Here is a 21,799-nt window from a genome sequence, read left to right as displayed (position 1 = left end):
GCTTCTTGCAACTTATTGATGAGTAGGCATGACAATGACTTCTGCTCAGCACGCTGGGTAATGTAGTGAAGAACAAGATCCAACATCTTGACACGGCGTAACGCCGAAAGCAAAAGAACGGAAGGAAAATTAAAATGAGTTTAAAAACAGATATTGAAAAAATTTTTTCGGACAATACTAATTATACAAACCCTAGTCAAGCAGTAAACCAGGCTAGTTCACTTAACGCATTATCAGGTGACTTATATACAGATTCAAAGCGATTTATTTATGAACTTTTACAAAATGCAGATGACTCTTCTAATGAGGATGAATATGTAAAAGTATGGATAAAAATTTTTGGTGATAACTTAGTCGTTGCTCATTCAGGTAGACCATTCACTACTCGTGATCTTCAAGGAATTTGCAATGTAAATAATGGAACTAAAAAATCAGATTTAACGAAAACGGGCTATAAAGGCATTGGTTTTAAATCGGTTTTTGGACAATCTGATAAAGTAACGATATTTACAAAAGATGAATATTTTAGATTTGACTCTACCTATTCATTTGAATGGAAATGGGAAGAACCAAAGGAAACTTGGGAGAAAATTAATGACCGAGAATTTCAATTTCCTTGGCAAATAATACCGATATATACAGAGTTAAAAGAAATTTTTGAGCCTATCAATAAATTTCTTGAAGATAATAATGCAAATGTTGCGACGATAATTCAAATGAAAAATGTGAATGAGACGAGTCAGGCTGCTCAAAGCCTATCTCAGAACTTAAACATGTTCTTATTTCTTAAAAATATCTCTGAAATTAATTTTGATATAACAGAATTAGTTTCCGTTGAAATCGATCGAAAAGGAAATGATAGAATATCTTTAAAGAAGGGTAAAAGCTCGAAAGTAGACTGGTTGATAAATACTATAAGTTTAACAGTTCCTGATGATGTAAAGATTGCTTTAAAGGATGAACGAAATATTCCTGATAAATTACTGAATGCTGATTCTATAGAGTTATCGCTAGCTGCCAAATTGGATAGTGATGATAGTATTACAAAGCTTTCTAATCATGAAAAACTTCTATACTCATATTTACCAACTGATGAAACTAAGTATTCTTTTCCGGTGCTTGTTAATACAAGTTTTCTAACCACTGCTAATCGTGAATCGCTTCATGCTGATTCAAAATGGAATCAATGGCTTTTTAAAACAATTGCCATTGAGATGTTTAAGTGGATCTCAAAATTAGTGAATACTGAATTTCATTTTCAAGCATATCAATTAATACCTAAAGATACCTTCATTGACGAGTTGGGGAAAAAATTTAATGAAGGAATTAAAGACGCTCTAAAAAATGTTCCGTTTGTTATTTCTAGAGAAGGCCAGTTAATTAAAATTGAAGAAACAATAGTTGATTTTACATATCTATCTGAGAAGAACTTTATTGGCGAAGAACCTATTAAGAAATTTATTGATAAGGACAAAGCAAAAGAGACAGGCCCTACTAAACAATTTGCTAAAAATAATGGCTTTTTTTCTGAATTCAAAAAGCTGGGATCTTCTTTTTTTGAATGGAAACAAATCCATCAATTTTTGTTATCTACACATTTTATTTCTACACATTCAACAGCTAATAATATTGAACTTATAAAATATTTCAAGAAGCTCTGTGAATCGGATAGGGTTACAGATATTTCGAACGAAGCACTCATGAAGCTTCCATTTATTTGGGATCACAAGAATAAAATTAATTATCCAAATCAAGTATGTTTTCCTACAGCGGATGATCAGAACTGGGATAACCCTAATAGTGAGTTATCTTTTCTGCATCAAGAATTGCAGAACTGGCTTCTGGAAGATTCAGATAGTAGACAATGGCTAGAGAATTTAGGAGTAAAAGAAAAAACAGATATTACCTATATAACTCAGAATATTATCCCGAAAATCGATGGTTATATAACCTCCCAGAATGCCTTACAGACAATTCAAGATATATTTAGTTTGTATAGAAAGGGAAATCTGAAAGACGATTTGATAAGACAATTATCGAGAATAAAGCTTTTTACTCAAAGTGGTTCTTTGAGGGCAGCTCAAGATTGTTTTCTTTCAGATTTTTATAAGCCGAGACTAGAAATTGAAAAAATAATAGTAAAAGATATTTTCGTCAATGAATTGTACTGTGCAAATGCTCTTGAAAAGGATGAATGGAAACGTTTTTTTAAGATGCTTGGAGTTCAAGAAGGAATTTCAACATTATCATATCCAAATAAACTTTCTGGATCAGATTTAATCAATGTTGAATTTAAAAGTGAATATTTTGAAACTAATGATAAAAAATTCACCCCCTTTCTAACTACTTTTAAAGCGAATTCTTTCAGAGGTATGATGACTCTGAACTATATTCAACTTATAGAAAATAGTCCTATGTTTGCTTACAAACTTTGGTGTGATTATATAGAAACCTATTCCCCAGATGAGATCAAATCACCAGCAATTGCATATTGGGGGAACGAGAATAGACCGGGACAAATAACAGGCAATGAAGTCGAAAATTATGTCCCATGGTTTATTAAGAACGTAAAATGCATTCCAACTCTTTCTGAAAAATGTGAAACTGTCTCTTCTGTATTTCTTAATACAGAAGAGATAAAAGCTATAGCTGGGAAATATTTACCCGTATTCAATGGACCCGAATTATCGTCAAATTGGAAAGCCTTCTTTAATTTTAGAACGAGGTTCGAGTTGCAGGACTACCTAGAATTGCTTAGTAAAATATCGATGGATATTGATGATAAGGGAAACATAAAGAATGATAATTACAAAAAAATTCAATCTATCTATTCTGAATTATTAGCCCAATGTGTTAATTGGAGTACTGACAATATTGAAATAGTGGAAGAATGGGCTACTACTGGATTTTTGTTAAATACAAAAAATCAATTCACAGAATGTAGCTCTCTCAAACATTTCTTAGATGGTAACGAGGCTATTTTTCAAGAACAGTATTGTTTTATATTGCTCAGTGCAGAAAATAAAAGAAATCCAAACCTAGAAATACTCTTAAAGCACTTTAAAGTAAAGTTATTGAGACAAAGTGAATTTGAGCTAGTTCACACTCAAGAAGAAGTGTGTTCGAGCTTGAAAAAACAATTAAAGATTATTATTCCATATTTTAAAGTGTGGGTTGAAAATGAGCATAGTGATGCTAATACAAGAGACAGCTTAAACCACCTACAAGACAAAATAGAAACCTTAGAGATATTTCAGGCTAAAGAACTTAAAATTACGTATAAAGAAATTGATTTTATTAAGAGCGTGAATATTCATTTTAATGAAACCAGTCTTTACGTAACGGATCCTTGGAATGCTAATAGTGTATTATTAAAGTTGTCTGAAGTTTTATGTCGTTATTTCTATCTGCTAGGACACGATAAGAAATTAGACTTTTTACTTAGATCTAGTGTTGATGAGATTCAAAAGTACTTTATGCAGGAAGAGTTCAACATACCAGAGGAAGTTCTTGAAATAAGTCGTAATTTTGAAGGTGAAGCAAAAAATCAAAAAATATATTCTTTTGCAGATATTGAGACTGCGATCAATGAAAAAAAGTTACCTCCGGAATTCTATCATTTAACAAAGCATGAATATAGCCGATTACAGTATATACAACAGCGTATTCCGAGAGCGGTAACTAATGTAATAGAACACCTAAAGGAACTGCCGGAGTACGACTGTTCGCACGTTTATAAGATTGCAGATAGTATTATTGGTGGTATTACAAAAAATGGGAATGAGATAACTGTAGTAGCTAGACCTTCAGATAATGATCAAGTACTAATTTATGGAACCTCTGAATTTGATGTTCTTGAATATGTAGATTCTGAACTTTGGTGTGAAGATGGTATCAACGCACCCCAAAAAATAACATTTGGGCAACTTCTGAAAAAAACAGAAATTAATAGGATTCCTATAAGAAACATTGCTATTACAAAATATGAACTTGAAACATTACTTAATGATCCTAAATCTGAAGCGTTGGATTTTAATCCTGTACCATATGTTCCACAAAAAATAGCGAAAATTATTTCATCCTTTGCTAATACAAATGGTGGAACATTGATTTTTGGACTTAAAGAAAATTCACCAACTTCAAACGAGATTGTTGGACTTAGTACTGATTTTCAGGTTATTGAAATTACAAAAAAAGCAATTTCCCTACTTTCACCAATCCCAGAAGTAACTTATAACTGGATACAAAGTGGAGAACAGTCCATTTTCGTGATCAAAACAGAAAAAGCAGAAAATGATATATTGTTGGAGAGCCAAAAGTATATCAGAGAAGATTCTAATAGTGTCTTAGAAGAAAAGAAATCAGAATATAAACCTAAATTAAATGTTTCTAGGCCCCAAAAAACTTTAGCGATTATTATAGCAATAGAAAACTATGCTCCTAGAGACGAGAATCAAGTATCAAAGGTAAAGTATGCTACTAATGATGCACTTAAATTCAAAGAAGCATTAATTAAGTCGATGAATGTAGATGAAAATGATATCTACATGTTTATGGATGAAAAGGCTTTGAAAAGTAGTTTAGAGTATGATTTGAGAGGTTTATTTAATTATTTGACAAAAGAAGATCGCTTAGTGTTCTATTATGTTGGGCATGGTTTCCATAATGGTATCACGAATTACTTATCAACTTACGACATGCATCAATACCATATTGCAGAAACTGCAATTTCCCTAAGCAAGATTCTACTTGATCCTTTACGAAAATCTAAGTGTGAAAATGCACTTATTTTTATTGATGCTTGTGCGCAAAGCTTTGAGGATGAAAATGAGCGTAGCCAAATTACTGATATTAATGATGAGGAGCTAATATTACTAACTAATGAATTTCCGTACTATGCAACATTTCTATCTTGCCAACCAGGACAAAGCTCTTATTCAAGCGATATCTTGAATAATGGAATATGGACTCATCATTTAGTTAAGGCATTAAGTGGTGATGTATTAGAAGTTCTACGTAGCAATAAATATATTACAGATAGGTTATTGAAGGACTATCTTTCTAGTAGTGTATCTATATATACAAAAGAAGAACTTGGATATTATCAAAATCCCAAAGCGATATTAGATTCAAGTTATGAGAATATTATAGTAGAAATCAAAAATGAAAATATTTAATAACATAGATGTACACGTGTAGATAATCAATCGAAAGAATGTATATTCTTTATTCTGCATTTTTCGCCCGGCTCAATGCACCTCGATTTATTCAATAAAATGATTAGCAAGGAGCAGAAGCACTTGGCTCCTGCCCAAGCACTTTTGCTAACATTTATGCTAACATGGCTCCGTATGCAACTTCCAGAACGCAGAAAGTACTGAACATAAAAAAGTACCTTTAACCCGCATGGTTAAAGGATTTGTATCCGAGCTTTCTTTAGTGTAGAATAGGTTCTATTGAGAGTGCTTCAGGAATTAAAAATCCTGCGGTAGGTGACTACCGTACCGGTTCGACCCCGGTCCTCGGCACCATTAGTTTTATGCAGTTTCGTTATATCTAAACATAGTACACAGGGAGTCCCGAGTGGTAATTTACCGCATCAGGGCTTTTTTTTATGTACAATGATGTCACAGAACGAACAATTGCTGAATTATCGATTCCCGGCAAGTGCATTCTTATACATAGTTCGCGGAAGCGCGCGGGTGTGGCTTGATCTAGCAAAAACGAGAACATGAAACCCTGATTAAAAATTGCCACCCGGTGGGGTGGCAATTTCGTTCCTTTATTGAGCGTTCATCATTTCCAATATGTATTCGAATGATCTGTTGATCTCGTTTAAGTCCAGGTAGACCTTAGTATTGAAGTCATTTTCCTTGACCTTGTCTTTACCATCCAAGTGGGTTTTGATGTATTGGATGAGTGCCGCCTTTTGAGTCGCGATTTCCTTTAGCGTAGCATTACTTGCGACTTTAAATTCTTGCACCTGAGCAGCACATTCTTTTTTCGCCGTGTTTAACGCTTTCTTCTTTGCATCTAGCGATGATTTGGCTTTCTCTTGGGCTGCCTTGCTTGCCTTCTGTTTCTTAAGATCGTTGAGCTTTGAGGACAATGTCTTTATTTCCTTATTTAAGACGTTTACCTCCGGACATACGTTTTTAGCTAGATTGTTTTGAGCGCTTTTGACTTCCTTAACCTTCGACTTATAGTCCTCGAAGTAAAGCTTTTCAACATATGATGTGCTTGTCGCAGCCAATGCTGCAGAAGGTAGTGCTAGAGCTAGTACGAGTACTAAGAATATCATTTTCTTCATGTGGCTGACCTCCTATGCTGTATTTCATTACTATAAGAGATATTTTTACAATAGACAACAACTTAAACCATAGCAAAAACCGGACCACGATCGTGATCCGGTTCGACATCTTGTAAATGGCGGCTCTCTATCAGTATGGATTCACGTCAGCCAACATGAACCAATCTGATTATTTCCTCTTTTCAATATAATTTAACAATGAAATGAGGAACACACCAAAAGCGAAGATGACTGAGAGAGTTTGAAAGATATCCATAAACAGCCGCCTCCTTTCGAATTGAGCTGTCCGCCATTTTACAAGATGTAAGTCGATCATACCTTTAACTGGTTATAATTGGAAGATGTTCTAGCACTATCTTTTTTCTCTTATTCGACACCTTCGTTAAGCATGTTTCATTCCTATCCTTTATAATGAGAATTAGAGGTGGAGAGTATGGGGACGAACATAACAGCGGCATTGAATAATGATTGGGGAACACTGTTAAAGGAAGAGCACGATAAACCGTATTATTGCGAGCTGCTTGATAGAGTAGGGGGGGAGTATCGAGAAAATGTGGTGTATCCTCCGAACGAGTACATTTTCCGAGCGCTGGAATTAACCGATTATGAGCAGGTCAGAGTCGTCATTCTAGGCCAGGATCCGTACCACGGGCCTAATCAAGCGCATGGACTGAGCTTCTCCGTACTTCCAGGCGTGAAGCTGCCTCCGTCGCTACGAAATATATATAAGGAACTGCAAGATGATGTCGGTTGTCCGATTCCTAAGCATGGCTTCCTAGAGCATTGGGCTAAGCAAGGAGTACTGCTTCTGAACAGTGTCCTTACGGTAAAAGAGAGCTTGCCAAATTCCCATCGAAAGCTCGGGTGGGAGAAATATACGGATAAGATTATTAGTTTGTTGAACGACAGGGAGACTCCGGTTGCTTTCGTCCTGTGGGGCAAACACGCACAAGAGAAAGGTCGGCATATCGATGGTACGAAGCATTTCGTGTTAAACTCGGTGCATCCTAGCCCGTTATCCGCGCATGGCGGCTTCTGGGGCAGCAAACCCTTCTCGCGATGCAATGCTTTTCTCAGAGAGAACGGTCAGGAAGAAATAGATTGGCGTATTCCGGAGTTGGACGAGGCTGCGTTATTAATAGGATTAGAAAAAGGATGGATCTCTTGACGAGATCCATCCTTTTTCATGCTTAGCCTGGAAAAGGAGCCGTAGGTTGAACGTCCCCTAGAACCGCTTTGTAGTTAGAAGGGATATAGGTGACGGCTTTTAATTCCGTGATCATTTGAATGTACATTTTATCCGGATCGGGTTGTACGGCCCTGTAGCGGATCTTAGCTTCGCCTTTTACGAACTCAATACTCGTAATCTCAAGCCCGTATCCGGGATGAGGAGCCGATACGGTAAGCGTCACGCGCTTAACGGCGTCCGTTTCTTGTTCGATGGAAATCTTGGCGTTGCTTAGAACGGAGTCGCTCGGAGATACTACTGGCGGCGCATCCTTAATGTACTTAACCGTTCGTTTGATCATCGCGTTCGCTTCGGCGTAAGTAATGAGTCTAGAAGGGTAAAACTTCTGTTTACCGTCCAGGGTGACGACTTTGGCAAGGAGAAGTTTCTGTATGCTTTCCATGTAACCGTTAGTGACTTGATTCTCATCGGCAAAACTTTGATAAATGTCGACCCAAGCATATTCGCCCTTATGACTCAATGCTCCGAACAGCCATTTGGCAAATTGTTCACGCGTCACTTTGGATTTAGGGTTAACGTCTTTCGAAAGCCCGAGCCCGTTAAATTGCGCAATGATGAAGTCTCCGGCATAGGGGGCATTGTCGTTCACCTTCGTATAATAATCGCTTGCTTTAGGTTCTTTAATAAAACGAAGGTTATCGATGTTCAGCTTCAGTCCATTCACGATCAAGGATACGGCGGTAGCTGTATTCATACTGTTTTTAGAGTGGTCCTTGATTGTAACGGTTTTATTTTTGGCAATAACGGAACCGCTAACGATTGTACTAAATATCGCAATGAATAACAGCAACAACAAAGGCTTCTTTATTTGACGGATCATATTGTTCCCTCCAGCATTTTTAAGCATCATTTCCCAATTGGTACCCCTTAGACGCTGCTCATTCGGAAAAGGTTGCGCTGGATTTAAAAGGTTTATTCGAACAGTTCGTCCATAAGACTCTCGATCTCTTTTTTACGCTTTGAGGTTTCGATGGCATCAATTCGAATTTCCCCATTTTCCAGAATTACTGAATCGCCTATCTTCACGTTCCTTGGAAGCACAGCTTTAGGGAAGTCCCTAGTCTTTCCGCCAATCTCAATGACTACGATCTCTTTTTCAAACCGGTCGACAATTCCTCGTTCCATCATTTCACCTTTAGGAATAGTATTTTTTTGCCGTCGCTTACAGCGGTGACAGTCCCATTTAGATCCGTTCTATATGCCGTGACCTTGGCGGATTTAAGTCGATTTAGAATCGTTGCGGCGGGATGTCCATAACTATTTTTGCCTACGCTTATAATCGCATACTTAGGTGAGACAGCTTTCAGAAACGCGGAATTCGTTGAAGAAACCGACCCGTGATGCCCGACTTTCAAGACGTCTGCCTGTAGAGATTGTTTCGCCGCGATCATGTCGTTCTCGGATTTTTTCTCGGCATCTCCGGTGAACAGGAAGGAGTTGGATCCGTAAGACAGTCGAAGCACTGCGCTCCAGTTATTCAAATCGTCGCCATATTGCTTGACCGGTCCAACGAACGATGCTGTTACGCCTTTCAGAGGTATAGTGACCCCGGCTTTGGCTTCTTTGATCGTTAGCCCTTGTTTTTTGACCGCGAGCAGGAAATCTTTGAACGTTTCCGTCGTGTGTGATACTTTAGGGGCGTAGACCGCTTTAACTTTGTAATTGTCCAACACGACATCAAGGCCGCCGACATGGTCCTCGTCCGGATGGGTCGAGATCATGACTTCAATATCGTCCACGCCTAGTTGCTTGAGGTAATTCACAACAATGGCGCCAGCCTCATTCTTACCGCCATCGATTAGAATATCGTCTCCGGCCGCAGTCTTGATGTAAGTGGCGTCGCCTTGGCCGACGTTCAAGTAATAGACCGATAGCTTTCCTTTGACGGGCGGTTTGATTTTGTCTGCCGTGAGCTCCGATTTTCCGGTAGGTTTGGCGGGTTCAGTAGTTGGAGTCGGAGTAGAGGGCGTCGTCGTTGTCGAGTTGTTGCCATTGTGATAGTGATACTCGCCGTCCTTGAGTCCCCACTTCGCGCAGTTCGTGCGGCATGTATGACCTCCATTAGAATCCGTGCGTCCTGGGTGAGCCGTGGTGACGTTGGTGCTAAGCAGAAGCGTTGTGATCGTTAGTAGGACTAGGCTGATTTTACGCATGGGAGTTCTTCTCCTTGGTATAGTAATGAGATCAAGTTTACATTGATTACCGTCGAATACCAAGGAAATATTTATCAGTACTGGCTCCGCTAACACTCTGCTTGACTTCTATCTTCAAAGCTATCATTATTATTCGATCCAGCACAGAGGAGAAGATTGAACATGACTATCCGTAACAAACCATTAGGCGGTTGGTTCAGGGATCGCAGAATACGGACCAAGATTTTAATCGTCTATCTTCCTTTGCTTCTCATTCCTTTTCTCGTATTAGGCTATACGGGGAACGCGGTATATTCCAAGGTCGTCGTCAACAAGACTGCGAAAGGATTCGCGGATAATTCGGCGTTGATCATCAGTCGTCTGAACGGCATGCTGTCTAACGTGGAGAACAACGCGAATATGCTCTCATTAAATCTAAATCGGGTAATCGCCAGTTATCCGGATAATTCTAACGAATTTAATTTGTCTCGTTATACGGCGATTACGACGCAACTTAGCCTGTCTCGGCTTGTCTTTCCCGACGTGGAGTCGATCGTGTTCATAGACACGAAAGAGAGGATTTACGGGTCCAATCCGAAGATTGAGCAAAATTTACCTCAGAACATTCGCAACGAGATGTTGGATTCGATCGAGGCAACGAACGGAATCAATGTCTGGTTACCTATGCAATACCGGGATTATTGGGTAACCGACGTACAAACCCCCGTATTGACCGTAGGGAAGAAAATCGTCGACATCAACTCGGGAAAAACGTTAGGCATTTTACTTCTGAACCTGCAAGAAAGCGAAGTATCGGCCGTACTGCAAACGATGAACGCCGAACCGTCCGCGCAGTATTCCATCGTAGATGCTTCCGGGAACGTGGTTTCGTCAAGCAAACAAGATGAACTTCTGCTTCCCATCGGAGATTCCGATTTGCTTTCATGGGTGAATAGCCATGCGCAAGCTACGGATATAAGAGATATTCATCAGGAACAAACGCTGCTCACGATCCGAAGTTTCCAGAAGCTAGGCTGGAAGTTAGTTAGCGTTACTCCGCTTAAAGCGCTCACGACGGATCTGAAGCAGATCAAAGTCACATTGCTGTTGATAGCGGGGTTATGCGTTTTATTTGCCGTGATCGGCGTAACTTATCTCTCGAATTGGATCGCTAATCCGATCGTAAGGCTTGCCAAGAGCATGAAGGGGTTCCAAGAAGGCGATCTGGACGGACGGTTAATGATCGAGTCCAAGGACGAACTCGGTCTGTTTGCGGCTGGATTCAACGAGATGACAAAGCGGATTAAGAGTCTGCTGGCGAATATCAAGTTCGAACAGAAGCAGAAGAGGGAATATGAACTTGCGCTTTTCCAATCGCAAATCAAGCCGCATTTCCTCTACAATACGCTGGACGTGATCTATGCGCTGTCCGAAATGGGAAGAATTAAAGACGTGCAGAGGACGACCAAAGCTTTGGCCGACTTCTATCGATTGACCTTGAATCAAGGGAGAGAACTCATCTCGATCGAACAAGAGGTGCGCATCTTAAAGGATTACCTAGCCATTCAGCATATTCGTTATTCGGATGTGTTCACGTATGCGATCGATGTGGACCAAGAGATTCTCCCCCATTCGATTCTCAAATTAACGGTTCAACCGTTGATCGAAAACGCGATTTATCATGGATTGAAGCTTAGGCAGGGTAAGGGCCATCTCCATGTGCGGGGTTATCTAGAGAAGGGCTTTATTTACATCAAAGTAACGGACAACGGGGTCGGAATGTCGCCCGAGAAAATTCGGATGCTTCTTCGGTCGCGAACCGAAGGAACGGATTCAAACCATACGATGAAACATGAGATGTCATTTGGCTTGCGTAACGTTAATGAGCGTATTCGCCTTTCATTCGGAGAGCAGTACGGTCTGACCATTGAGAGCGAATTGGACAAAGGGACGTCCGTGACGATAACGTTGCCATCAAGTGGGACATTTGGAGGGCTAAACAATGATTAGAGTGATGATCGTGGATGACGAGGCTATTTTTCGCGATTTCTTAAAAATCTTGCTGCCGTGGGAAGAATACGGGTTCTTAATAAACGGTGAAGCGCGTAATGGAGTCGAAGCGCTTCAGATGGCGGAGCAGATTCGGCCGGACATTGCTTTGGTGGATATTAATATGCCCTTTATGGATGGGCTTGAGCTATCGGAGAAGTTAAAAGAGATGAGCCCTGATATCGGAATCATCATCGTCACCGGTCACAATGAATTCGAGTACGCAAGACGGGCCATCAAGCTTGGAGTGGAAGACTATTTGCTTAAACCTTTTACTAAGGAAGAATTATTGCTTACGCTGCTGAAACTGCAATCCGAGATTCAAGAAACGAAAGACAGGCAATTAACGCTCAAAGCTAATGAAATCATGCTTAAGGAAAGTTTTTATAATAGTTTGATTGAAAGCGAGTATCTCAAGATCGAAGATATTCGAAATCGATTAGAGGAATTCGGTTTTTCTAATGGTTCAAGCTGCTTTCAAGTCGCCTGCATAGAAATCGATCACATGGATGCGAAGTGGAGAAACGTAAGCGACAGGGAGCTATGGAAATTCGCCGTCGCCAATATTTTGTCCGACACGATTCATTTGAACGGGAATTTCATCGTATTCAACGGTCCTGAAGGCCGCATCATATGCATTTATGAGCCCGAGGAATCGGACAATGGGTCTGCGAGGGTTAAGGAAGGATTCGAACAACTTTGTATTCTGATAAAGAAATATTTGAAATTCGCGATTACGATCGGCTTAGGGACTTTGCATACGAGCTATTCCGGCATACGCGCCTCCTATTTAGAAGCTCTTCACGCATTAAGGTATAAGTTTGTTATAGGCAGCGATCGGGTGATCGTATATGACGATAGCGTGGAAGGCGTAAGAGGATTCGCCAGCGGATTTATCCCTTCCCAAATGAACGAAGAGTTGCTTATTTTCCTTCGAATGGGCGATTCCGATGGCGTGAACAAAAAAATCAACACGATATTCGAAGGGATTCGCGAAGATCGGCTATCTATCGATTACGTGTATACGATATGCATGGGACTAGTATCGATTTGTCTATCCTGCGTTTCAGAGAATGGTCATCCGATCGAGGATTGCTTCGGAGAAGAATTTTACCCCTATAGCGATATTATGCAACAACATTCCATCGACGGAGTGCAGCGCTGGATTATTGATATGTATTTACGAGCAATCGAGTACATGAAGCACCATAAACAGACCAAATCGGGTAAAATCGCCGAAACGGCCAAACAATTGATCGACAAGCAGTATATGGATTCGGAATTGAAGGTGGAAGTCCTCGCGCAGCAGGTATACATTAACCCTAGTTATTTAAGGGGAGTATTCAAGAAAATTCACGGAATGACCGTTACGGACTACATTACGCAAAAGCGGATGCAGGAAGCGCGCTCTTTGCTTCTGGAAGGTCAGTATAAGCTTTCGGACATCGCGGAGCGGGTCGGATTTCAAGATCCGGCATATTTCAGTCGCGCCTTCAAGAAATATTACGGAACTTCGCCAAGAGACTACGAGAATATGCGCGGATAGTCCAATTGTTGTGCGGTTAGTCCATTTAGATCATGCAGCGGCCCCGATATACTAAACATGTCTCCAGTGAGAGATGACTAGCAATACTAGCTTAAACAATTTTTCGGGGGGTTTAACAGATGAAGAAGATGAAAAAAGCGCTATCGCTAGGTTTGGTTCTTTCCTTGACAATGGCGCTCGCGGCATGCGGTTCCAATAAGGGCAATGAAGCGGAAAGCTCCTCGAGCAATGCCCAAGAAGGTAAAACGAAATTGCGGATTTACGCTCAATATTCCGACGAGGATACTAAAGGTTATTACGATTACGCAGTTGCCGAGTTGGCCAAGGAGATGCCGAACGTACAATTGGATCTCGAGATCCAAGCGCAGGACGATGGCCAGAAGCTCAAAACTTATGCTGCGACTGGAAATTTGCCCGATGTTTTCAATACAGCTCTGGACCAGATTAACGTCTTCCGTCAATCCAACAATATTCTGGAGTTGGACGAGTACGTAGATAAGCTCGGATTCAAGGATAAAATGCAGCCAAGCGCCTTGAATACGCTTTACACAGACGATAACCATGTATATGCATTCCCGTACGCGGGTAACGAAATGATCCTGTTGTACTACAATAAAGAGCTTTTCGAGCAAAACGGCGTAAAAGTGCCGACAACATTCGAAGAGATGAAAGCTGCGATCGAAACGTTCAAAGCGAAAGGTATTACTCCTCTTTCCATATTCGCGAAAGAAAAATGGCCGGACGTCGCATTTTACGATATGTTCGCGACACGATATAATCCTGCGGGTATCAGCGCCTTAGACAAAGGCGAAGCGAAACCTTCCGACGAGGCTTACGTGAAAGCAGCGCAAGACATTATCGACCTTGTTAAAGCCGGAATGCTTCCTAAGGGTGTAACCAACTTGAACTATGATCAAGCTGCAGCCCTATTCCATGAAGGCAAAGCGGCGATGTTCGTCAACGGCCAATGGGAGATCGAAGCTTCGACTAAGGCACTTGGAGATAAAGTTGGTTATATGTACTATCCAGCAACGGATGCAGCCACTTACGAAAGCGGTAAAATGGCATTCAGCGGCGGCGGTAATCCAGGCGGATACGCCGTATCGGCCAACACGAAAGACAAAGAACTGGCAACAAAAGTCGCAAGCTTCATGGCTTTGAAATACGCGGAATTCAAATATACGCAGAAGGGCAGTCCAATCGTTTCGACCAAAGTCGATAAACCGGTCGTTAAAGCTTTCGATCCGATGATGGAGCAGCTCGCTAAAGATCTTCCAAACATCACTAGCACGACGGCATTCGCTTGGGGATTATCGAACACGAAATTCAAAGCCGCGATCGAAGACGCGTCGCAAGCTTTACTCAGCGGTTCGTATACCGCGGAACAATTCGTCTCCGACCTTGAGAGTGCAATGAAATAAGCCAACGAGAATGACAGACTAATCCCAAAGAAAGCCATTTATACGTCAGGGGTATAAGTGGCTTTCTTTGCGGACAAGCAAGGAGCGAGATTCATGAATAAGTTTTTGGGGAACAAAACCGCAATCCTTTTATTTACTTTACCGACGATTGTCCTATTCACCATTATCGTGATGTGGCCGACGATGCAAGTGTTCTATCGAAGCATGTTCGATTGGGATGGCTTGAGTGCTGGCAAATTTATTTTCCTGGACAACTACAAGAGGTTGTTCGAAGACCGATTGTTCTATACCTCCCTGAAAAACGGGATTATCTTCGCCATTATGCTGGCAGTGCTGCAAATCGGCATCGGAACCGTACTTGCGCTAACGATCTCGAACAAGAAAATCCGAGGAAGAAAGTTTCTACGGGTTAGTTATTTCATTCCGGTCGTCCTCTCGGTCACCGTAGTCTGCCAGCTGTGGCTGGCGATGTATAACGGGGAATACGGACTCATCAACAAAATATTCGAAACGCTTGGCATTCCCTATCGCCAAGATTGGCTATCGAATGGCAAGACGGCCATATATGCCGTGGCTGCCGTTAATGCTTGGCAGAACATGGGTTATCACTTCGCGCTGCTTCTCGCGGCGGCAAATTCGATTCCCGAGCAGTATTTGGAGGCCGCGAAAATCGACGGTGCCGAGAAATGGAAAGCCCATTGGAAAGTGACGATCCCGCTCATGGCCGAAACCTACAAGTTTTGCTTCGTTCTGGCGATTACCGGAGGTTTGAACGCGTTCGCCAACATGCAAATCATGACGGGCGGCGGACCGGGCACGGATACTTACACGTTGACCTACATGATGTACCGCTCGGCGTTCCGGGTCGGCGAATTCGGTTACGGCACAACCGCGGCCGCGTTCCTCGTCATCCAATGTTTGATCGTGACGTTCGCGATCAACAAGTTAATCGCCCGCGATCGCATCGTGTATTAGAAAGGAGGTCACGTTATGTGGTCTAAAATTCGTAAGGGCAATCCGATCTTTAAGCTGTTTCTGTGGATCTACGCAATCATTTCCGTATATCCATTAGTGTGGATGCTATTCTATTCCCTTAAAGACAATAACGAGATTTTCGTAACGAATCCGTTCGGTTTTCCGACGAACTTGCGCTTCGAAAATTATACTTCGGCTATTTCGCAGTTTAACGTACCTAAGTATTTCATGAATAGCGTTTTTGTAACGGTCATTACGGTGGTTGGCACGATCGTATTGGCTGTCATGTTCGCCTACTCGGCCGCGAGGCTTCGCTGGCGCGGGAAAACCATCGCGCAGATGTACATCGTGATCGGCATGTTCGTTCCCGTACAGGTCATCATGATTCCGCTAGCCATTCTGGTCCGCGATTTCAATCTGACGAACACTTATTCATCACTGATCATTCCTTACATCGCGTTTAACATCTCCTTCTCCTCGATGGTGTTTTATGGCTTTTTCCGCACGATACCGAACGAACTGGAAGAATCCGCTTGTCTTGACGGCGCTAATATATACCAGACGTTCTACAAGATCATGCTGCCGCTTGTGAAGCCTTCGATTGCGACGATGGTCATCTTCGTCTTTCTCGCCGCGTGGAACGAATATCCGATCGCGCTAATGCTGATCTCGGATGAAGCGCTCAAAACGTTACCTTTAGGCCTTCAATTTTTCCAAGGGCAATTTACGACGAATTGGGGCGCAATGGGCGCGGCGATGACGATCGCTTCCTTGCCGACCGTGCTCGTCTATATCCTATTCAGTGAACAGGTAGAAAAAGCGATGACAGTCGGTTCCGCAGTGAAAGGATAATTGCATAGTCGGTTAGAGAGCTCCCTTGCTCCTGTAATCAGGAGGAATGTACGGCGAGAAGGTGGCTTTGGATAATAGAGACCATTGCAAATCATATTATGCTGACGGATCGTAAAATGGCGGTTTACTTCAAGTAAAATCTAGCAGCCGAGAGGGCGCATGTACAACAAATAAACTTCCTGAAACTTCAGGAGGTTTATTTGTTGTGTCCAATTCAAACCTGTTCCGCATCTTCGTTCGAATAATAAAAAAGAACTGCCTTGGCAGTTCCAGCACCATTATAAAGGCATCGTCCAAACAATCTCGGCTATACGTACGCATGCTTGGCGGCTGTGCAACTGCAAAAGGACGTGATCCGGTTTGACGTCGACGATCGTACCTTCAATGGCCCCCCGCGTCGTTTCGAATAACACGCATCGCCCAACTAAACGACATAGCGCCGCTACGACATAAGGATCTACTTGCGACACCATTTGTACTTGGCTGGGACTAATCTGATTGGGTTGGTATTGATTCAACTCATCCACTCCTTGGGAAAGGTTCAAAACTTAGAGCATTATATGCGAATGCCTAAGTTGTGATTGGGCGGATGACTTGATGGCCCATTTACCCAAGGCAATTACCCTTAGTTTAGTCCTCTGGTGTCCGGTCGAGATAAAGGTGGGTAACTTCAGTAGTATCTCCGACTTTCTTCTCTTCTTCTGTCGCTTCTGCTTCAAGGGTGTTATGGGTGTCGATACTTGGAGCGATCGTTGGTTCGTGATCTCTTTCTTGGCTCAAAATAACGCCGCCTCCTTGTCGAATGTTTATTCTCGGCAGATTGATCTGTACCCTTCATTTTGATGGTCGAATATTTCACTATCTTCAACAATTTCTTCATCATCATTAATTTGCTTAGGCTCGTCGCTTCGGTTTTGCGGAGCTATAGGCGGATCAAGGAATTGATTATTTTCAGTCATTTAGAGTGGCTCCTTTTATGGATGTTATTACCAATAGCCAACTTTATTTTAAGTCACATCTGGTGTGGGAAGGTTTCTATTGTTAGGCCCTCGGAATTCATTCTCCATTATCTCTTGAAGATTGTCGGACTGCTCGGGGGCATCGGCCATTTCAGCCGCAAGCTCTGCAATTTGTTCTTCGTACGTATGATTCTCAAGATCATCGATGTTTCTTTCGGTCATGGGTAAGTCTCCTTTTGGTGGGATTGATTACCACGTAATCATGTTCATTTAGATTACTTTTTATTCAGGGAATACAAGTAGCGCCGGTAAGACAATTAACGCTGTGGACAATCTGCCGCTTAATACTTGTTCGAGCTGCGTGTAACTGGTCTAAGGCCCCACCATAATAGGAAATATTTTCTTGCTCCTTGATAGAATATGTCGTATTATGTACGGATATAAGAGAGGGGCTTTTCGATGAAATGGAATAAGAGTTTATCTTTAATCGCTTTGATTGCCGTTCTATTACTTGTTGCCTGTTCGAACAAAGAAGGGGGATCAAAAGGCGCATCCCCAGAAGAGAAGTTATTCGAAGTCCGAAATTACTTAACCAAGAATCTATGGAATAATGGTTTCGTAGACGTAAGTTGGTATATTGGAAGCGGAACGAGCAGCACGGGCGAAACTCTTGACATAGATTTCACCATGGAGAGATTAGGAAAAGCTGTCGAGAAGAAAGCGGAATACGACGAGTACATAAATGGTTTAGATGCTAAATACGATTCCGTCAAGAAAGTATGGACGAAGCTTTCAGCCGAAATCGATCATTTGTACGGGCAATTAAAGGATAAGCCCCCCGTTGCAAATGACAAGGAATCGAAGTTCGATACCGGATTGTTTTCGCAATACAATGATGCTTTCGACGATGAAGTAGATGCGTTCAAAGTAACAAAATAAACGTTAAAGGAAAAGCATCCCAAGTGGATGCTTTTTTCATGTGCTGAGTGCTGCTTATTGACCCCCAATGCAACAGGAAACCGCTGACGCATTCGTGAAAAAGGTTAACGAGCAGGATAGTGTGGAGAATATTCATTTAAAGTCCTTGTTATGATAGCCTACTATAATAAGAGTACATGGTTAACAAGAAGGGGAGTTACTATTGATCGCTTATTCTGAGATGCTTAACTTGCGTAAAACTGAAAAAGAAGACCTTAACTTTGTTTTAGCTACTGAAACAGAAACGGATAATACCCCTTTCATTGGGCAGTGGACTTTCGAAGAACATATAGAAGCTCTTGAAAACAATGACGTAATCCATTTAATCATCGAGAATAAACAGGTAGGCAGGATTGGCTACATTATCTTAACAGGGCTCTTAGACAGGAACAAGGTTGTTTGTGTAAAGCGTATAACTAACAAGTTTAAGGGTGAAGGATACGGGAAAGAAGCAATGAAACTTGTTGTTAACTGGATTTTCGAACATACTGATACTCATCGAGTCTGGTTAGATGTAAAAGATTTTAATCTGAGGGCACGGCATGTTTATGAATCGGTTGGTTTTATTTATGAAGGCACACTTAGAGATAGCTATTATAATGGACAAAATTACGAATCACTTTCAGTAATGTCTATCCTTAGACATGAGTTCAAAATATAATCGAAGAGTTCTAACCGAAGGGGAACGAAACAATGCAAATTCGTGAAATTGAAGAAAAGGACAATCAAACAATAGAGCGAATTATTAAACGCTCTTTAGAATCATTTAACCTGAACATTCCGGGAACAGCATATTTTGACCCTCAACTCAGCAGTCTGGCTCAATATTACAAGGAACAATCAAATTCAAAGTATTGGGTTGCAGTGAATGAACAAAATGAAGTGGTAGGCGGTGTGGGGATTGCACCGTTTGGGCAGGAACCGGGAATTTGTGAGTTGCAAAAGCTATACATTACACCCGAAGCTCAAGGTATGGGTCTGTCGAAGGATCTTATGAAAGTAGCTCTCGACTTCGCCAAGGAGCACTATACACACTGTTACTTAGAAACATTGAAGAAACTTCAAGCAGCAAATCTCCTTTACATCAAATTAGGTTTCCAACAACTTGAAAGACCACTAGATGGCTCAGAGCATAATGCTACAGACGCTTGGTTTATAAAAGATTTATCGTTTTTGGGTTAGTGGCAGCCTTATCGAAGTTTCATAAGAGTAAGAGCAGCCGGATTAGCCGTTCTGCTCTTTTTGTTTTATCTGCACCGATTGGATTGTTCGGCGAGCAACAAGGCAATTAACCCTATTTTAACTTATATCGAAACTTATCCTTATCGTCACCCTGGTCATCCTCATCTTCATGTTCTTCTTTCTCTTCGTGGAACTCAACTGATGAGTGACCTGTTATGTTATCAAATGGAGTGTAATTGTAATGCGAGGTGGGAAGTTTACTGAGCTTCTTAAGAATTGCAATTCCTAGTAATAATACAAAAATGATGAAAATAGAAATCGAAGCTATACCGTAAAGTGCGGAATTCATGGAAATAACCTCCAATAAATGTTTATAAAGAATACGGTCTGACTGGTGACAAGGTTTCATAAAGCTAGCACCAATTTCAGGTAGATAGGAAGGATAGAAGGATGAAAGGAATGATCATAAAACCCAAATGGGCTGACTTAATCCACTCAGGCGAAAAGACTTGGGAGATACGAGGAAAATGGGCAGAAGCCCGCGGAACAATATTCATAATTAAATCCGGTAGCGTTTAGATTTATGGCACCACGACCGAAACGGCAAGGAGATATACGACCGAAAATATCCCGTTATTCCATTTGGACGAATGTTACCACAACGGATTCCGGCAGCTTGAAGTCATCGGCAACATATACGAACACCCTCACCTATTAAGGGGGAGGGGGAATGAAAGATTTACGTTACCTAATCTTATTTGTTATCCACGACGCTTATTAACAGAGAAAAACCCCTCTTAGGTGAGGGGTGAAAAGTTACTAAGCTATTACCAAAATGCACCGCCAGCAACTAAAGCTATCGCTAATATGTCGAAAAGAGCAAGAGCGAGAATGGCACCTCCGAATCCAAATCCAAATCCTTTTATTCGTGCCTTACTAGAGATAAAGGCGGCAGAAGTATCCATATAAATATTATCTCTGTCAAAATTAACGAGTACGCCTTCATGGACCCGCCCATCTGCTGTAGAAACACGAACGCGCTGATTCAAACAGCGTTGGCATATGGGTAGTAAATCTTCCAATAAATTTACCTCCCCTCTTCTTAATAGTTATTGTATGGTCATTTTTCATAATTGTGTGGGGGGATAAGTCCAACTTTTGAGCACGGGGGAGAAAGCATCGAGCGCGCTGTTCGGTTGATACTGGATCCGGAAGTCCGATAAATAGTCGAACACCGATATATCCGGGGCGAGCGCCATAAGTATACGGTAATGCGCTTTAGCAATATGGATCAATCAACTGTTGACCGGAAGCTCAAGGATGGTATTGAATCAGTTGAGGAGAGTATTAAACTGTTCGACAGCTAAAAAGTTGCACGTAAATTGCGCGTGAAATGCACTTATGATGCGACTAATATGCACGTTTAATAGGTGTACAGTGGAATGAATAGAGGGAAACCTCAGACGATTCCGCTGTGCCTTTTTGATTTTGCGGACCCGGCCATGCGGTGGGACGATGCCGGTCACCAAGGCAGACCAGATAGCGCGGTGCGGAAACTCGGTTCCGCCAGTCTTTTCGGAAGCATTAGTCAGGGCAAATCTTCCGGAGCATTGTACTGGAGCCGGTCGTCGATTGTCATATGAGCGGTACAGGGAACAAGAAAGAAGGAGAAAGAATTTTCATTCTTTCTCCTTACTCAGTCACCTATGACGATTCAAATTTTCAATTTTTTGGCCATTGTAACTTTGCAAATCTTGATTAAAGTTCATGCCATCTAATCTTTGCCCCTGCCAGCCGTTTCCTTGCCAACCAGACGAATGATGGAAATGATGATGGAAATGGTGTACGTGAATTACATGATGTGGTTCGTGATGAAAATGTTGATGTGGTCCATGTTGGGGGTCAAGTGCCAAAGATTGACTCCTCCTTAATTTTGATGATACCAACCTATTCACACAAACAAGATCATGATGCTTGCCCTAATAAGTTGGGCGTGAATATAGGCTTTTACGCCGGGAGGCAATTAACGCTTTGGTAGGCTGTATTAACGGTTACTTATAACAATAGCCTCGACTATGAAAAAAATGATTAGAACCAGCATCCCGTATCCGGCAAAACTTAAATTTCTAGGATGAAGACGAGGACT

23 protein-coding genes and 1 pseudogene are annotated in these 21,799 nt (G+C 41.5%); 12 read left to right on the top strand and 12 right to left on the bottom strand.

All coding sequences use genetic code 11. From position 1 onward, the window contains the following. Positions 1 to 134 precede the first annotated feature (134 nt). Entirely contained in the window at positions 135 to 5,177 is a 5,043-nt protein-coding gene (locus L3D05_RS16035; protein ID WP_239617324.1) for an ATP-binding protein, read from the top strand. Between the two features lie 605 nt (positions 5,178 to 5,782). On the opposite strand, the gene L3D05_RS16030 is transcribed toward L3D05_RS16035, so the two are convergent. Continuing rightward, on the bottom strand, positions 5,783 to 6,310 hold the full coding sequence (locus L3D05_RS16030) for a hypothetical protein (protein ID WP_239617323.1): 528 nt from the start codon (positions 6,308 to 6,310) through the stop codon (positions 5,783 to 5,785). Between the two features lie 169 nt (positions 6,311 to 6,479). After that, positions 6,480 to 6,566 (bottom strand): putative holin-like toxin, encoded by an 87-nt coding sequence (locus tag L3D05_RS26775; protein ID WP_369417989.1) that lies wholly within the window; start codon positions 6,564 to 6,566, stop codon positions 6,480 to 6,482. A gap of 177 nt (positions 6,567 to 6,743) precedes the next feature. Between L3D05_RS26775 and L3D05_RS16025 the strand changes: the two genes are divergently transcribed. Then, positions 6,744 to 7,478, top strand: a complete 735-nt coding sequence (locus tag L3D05_RS16025) for a uracil-DNA glycosylase (protein ID WP_239617322.1) — start codon at positions 6,744 to 6,746, stop codon at positions 7,476 to 7,478. A 22-nt stretch (positions 7,479 to 7,500) separates the two neighbouring features. Here the strand turns inward: L3D05_RS16025 and L3D05_RS16020 are convergent, their stop codons facing one another. The 3 genes from L3D05_RS16020 to L3D05_RS16010 all read right to left on the bottom strand — a co-directional run bounded on the left by L3D05_RS16020 (position 7,501) and on the right by L3D05_RS16010 (position 9,712). Next, positions 7,501 to 8,379: an S-layer homology domain-containing protein gene (locus tag L3D05_RS16020; RefSeq protein WP_239617321.1), complete on the bottom strand. Its 879-nt coding sequence runs from the start codon at positions 8,377 to 8,379 to the stop codon at positions 7,501 to 7,503. A 92-nt stretch (positions 8,380 to 8,471) separates the two neighbouring features. Further along, positions 8,472 to 8,687 (bottom strand): DUF3006 domain-containing protein, encoded by a 216-nt coding sequence (locus tag L3D05_RS16015; RefSeq protein WP_239617320.1) that lies wholly within the window; start codon positions 8,685 to 8,687, stop codon positions 8,472 to 8,474. Beyond that, entirely contained in the window at positions 8,684 to 9,712 is a 1,029-nt protein-coding gene (locus L3D05_RS16010; protein ID WP_239617319.1) for an MBL fold metallo-hydrolase, read from the bottom strand. Before L3D05_RS16010 ends, L3D05_RS16015 begins: the two co-directional genes overlap by 4 nt. Positions 9,713 to 9,874: 162 nt before the next feature. Here L3D05_RS16010 and L3D05_RS16005 point away from each other — a divergent pair, with 162 nt between their 5' ends. The 5 genes from L3D05_RS16005 (at position 9,875) to L3D05_RS15985 (ending at position 16,534) form a co-directional block, all read left to right on the top strand. After that, positions 9,875 to 11,701: a sensor histidine kinase gene (locus L3D05_RS16005; protein ID WP_239617318.1), complete on the top strand. Its 1,827-nt coding sequence runs from the start codon at positions 9,875 to 9,877 to the stop codon at positions 11,699 to 11,701. Then, positions 11,694 to 13,286 (top strand): response regulator, encoded by a 1,593-nt coding sequence (locus tag L3D05_RS16000; RefSeq protein ID WP_239617317.1) that lies wholly within the window; start codon positions 11,694 to 11,696, stop codon positions 13,284 to 13,286. The genes L3D05_RS16005 and L3D05_RS16000 overlap by 8 nt, the downstream gene beginning before the upstream one ends. Before the next feature lie 119 nt (positions 13,287 to 13,405). Beyond that, the gene (locus L3D05_RS15995) at positions 13,406 to 14,707 is read left to right on the top strand and encodes an ABC transporter substrate-binding protein (protein ID WP_239617316.1); all 1,302 of its coding nucleotides are present in this window, start codon (positions 13,406 to 13,408) and stop codon (positions 14,705 to 14,707) included. Between the two features lie 93 nt (positions 14,708 to 14,800). Continuing rightward, complete coding sequence (locus tag L3D05_RS15990) at positions 14,801 to 15,682, top strand: carbohydrate ABC transporter permease (RefSeq protein WP_239617315.1); 882 nt, start codon at positions 14,801 to 14,803, stop codon at positions 15,680 to 15,682. A 15-nt stretch (positions 15,683 to 15,697) separates the two neighbouring features. Beyond that, a complete protein-coding gene (locus L3D05_RS15985; protein ID WP_239617314.1) occupies positions 15,698 to 16,534 on the top strand; it encodes a carbohydrate ABC transporter permease in 837 nt (278 codons plus the stop codon). Between the two features lie 278 nt (positions 16,535 to 16,812). Here the strand turns inward: L3D05_RS15985 and L3D05_RS15980 are convergent, their stop codons facing one another. From L3D05_RS15980 to L3D05_RS15965, 4 genes are all read right to left on the bottom strand, one after another. After that, a complete protein-coding gene (locus L3D05_RS15980) occupies positions 16,813 to 17,052 on the bottom strand; it encodes a DUF2642 domain-containing protein (RefSeq protein WP_239617313.1) in 240 nt (79 codons plus the stop codon). 112 nt (positions 17,053 to 17,164) lie between these two features. Continuing rightward, a complete protein-coding gene (locus L3D05_RS15975; protein ID WP_239617312.1) occupies positions 17,165 to 17,314 on the bottom strand; it encodes a hypothetical protein in 150 nt (49 codons plus the stop codon). A gap of 26 nt (positions 17,315 to 17,340) precedes the next feature. Next, positions 17,341 to 17,493: a hypothetical protein gene (locus L3D05_RS15970; RefSeq protein WP_239617311.1), complete on the bottom strand. Its 153-nt coding sequence runs from the start codon at positions 17,491 to 17,493 to the stop codon at positions 17,341 to 17,343. Between the two features lie 48 nt (positions 17,494 to 17,541). Then, positions 17,542 to 17,715 (bottom strand): hypothetical protein, encoded by a 174-nt coding sequence (locus L3D05_RS15965; RefSeq protein WP_239617310.1) that lies wholly within the window; start codon positions 17,713 to 17,715, stop codon positions 17,542 to 17,544. Positions 17,716 to 17,952: 237 nt separating this feature from the next. On the opposite strand from L3D05_RS15965, the gene L3D05_RS15960 reads away from it, so the two are divergent. From L3D05_RS15960 to L3D05_RS15950, 3 genes are all read left to right on the top strand, one after another. After that, positions 17,953 to 18,432 (top strand): hypothetical protein, encoded by a 480-nt coding sequence (locus L3D05_RS15960; RefSeq protein ID WP_239617309.1) that lies wholly within the window; start codon positions 17,953 to 17,955, stop codon positions 18,430 to 18,432. A 202-nt stretch (positions 18,433 to 18,634) separates the two neighbouring features. Beyond that, entirely contained in the window at positions 18,635 to 19,132 is a 498-nt protein-coding gene (locus L3D05_RS15955) for a GNAT family N-acetyltransferase (RefSeq protein WP_239617308.1), read from the top strand. A gap of 32 nt (positions 19,133 to 19,164) precedes the next feature. Further along, on the top strand, positions 19,165 to 19,653 hold the full coding sequence (locus L3D05_RS15950; RefSeq protein ID WP_239617307.1) for a GNAT family N-acetyltransferase: 489 nt from the start codon (positions 19,165 to 19,167) through the stop codon (positions 19,651 to 19,653). A gap of 112 nt (positions 19,654 to 19,765) precedes the next feature. On the opposite strand, the gene L3D05_RS15945 is transcribed toward L3D05_RS15950, so the two are convergent. Beyond that, entirely contained in the window at positions 19,766 to 20,002 is a 237-nt protein-coding gene (locus L3D05_RS15945; RefSeq protein ID WP_239617306.1) for a DUF3951 domain-containing protein, read from the bottom strand. A gap of 101 nt (positions 20,003 to 20,103) precedes the next feature. On the opposite strand from L3D05_RS15945, the gene L3D05_RS26920 reads away from it, so the two are divergent. Further along, the gene (locus L3D05_RS26920; protein ID WP_369417983.1) at positions 20,104 to 20,232 is read left to right on the top strand and encodes an ASCH domain-containing protein; all 129 of its coding nucleotides are present in this window, start codon (positions 20,104 to 20,106) and stop codon (positions 20,230 to 20,232) included. 248 nt (positions 20,233 to 20,480) lie between these two features. Here the strand turns inward: L3D05_RS26920 and L3D05_RS15935 are convergent, their stop codons facing one another. Further along, entirely contained in the window at positions 20,481 to 20,735 is a 255-nt protein-coding gene (locus L3D05_RS15935; RefSeq protein ID WP_239617305.1) for an LSm family protein, read from the bottom strand. A gap of 445 nt (positions 20,736 to 21,180) precedes the next feature. Between L3D05_RS15935 and L3D05_RS15930 the strand changes: the two are divergent. Beyond that, positions 21,181 to 21,363: pseudogene (locus tag L3D05_RS15930) on the top strand (hypothetical protein); the annotation flags it as partial. Here L3D05_RS15930 and L3D05_RS15925 read toward each other — a convergent pair. Beyond that, positions 21,354 to 21,566: a hypothetical protein gene (locus tag L3D05_RS15925; RefSeq protein WP_239617678.1), complete on the bottom strand. Its 213-nt coding sequence runs from the start codon at positions 21,564 to 21,566 to the stop codon at positions 21,354 to 21,356. The pseudogene L3D05_RS15930 and the gene L3D05_RS15925 overlap by 10 nt on opposite strands. Between the last annotated feature and the right edge of the window lie 233 nt (positions 21,567 to 21,799).

This window comes from Cohnella mopanensis (assembly GCF_022352055.1).
In the GTDB taxonomy this organism is placed as follows: domain Bacteria; phylum Bacillota; class Bacilli; order Paenibacillales; family Paenibacillaceae; genus Cohnella; species Cohnella mopanensis.
Note: the sequence above shows the minus strand (reverse complement) of the source record. Positions and strands in the feature narration are given on the sequence as shown.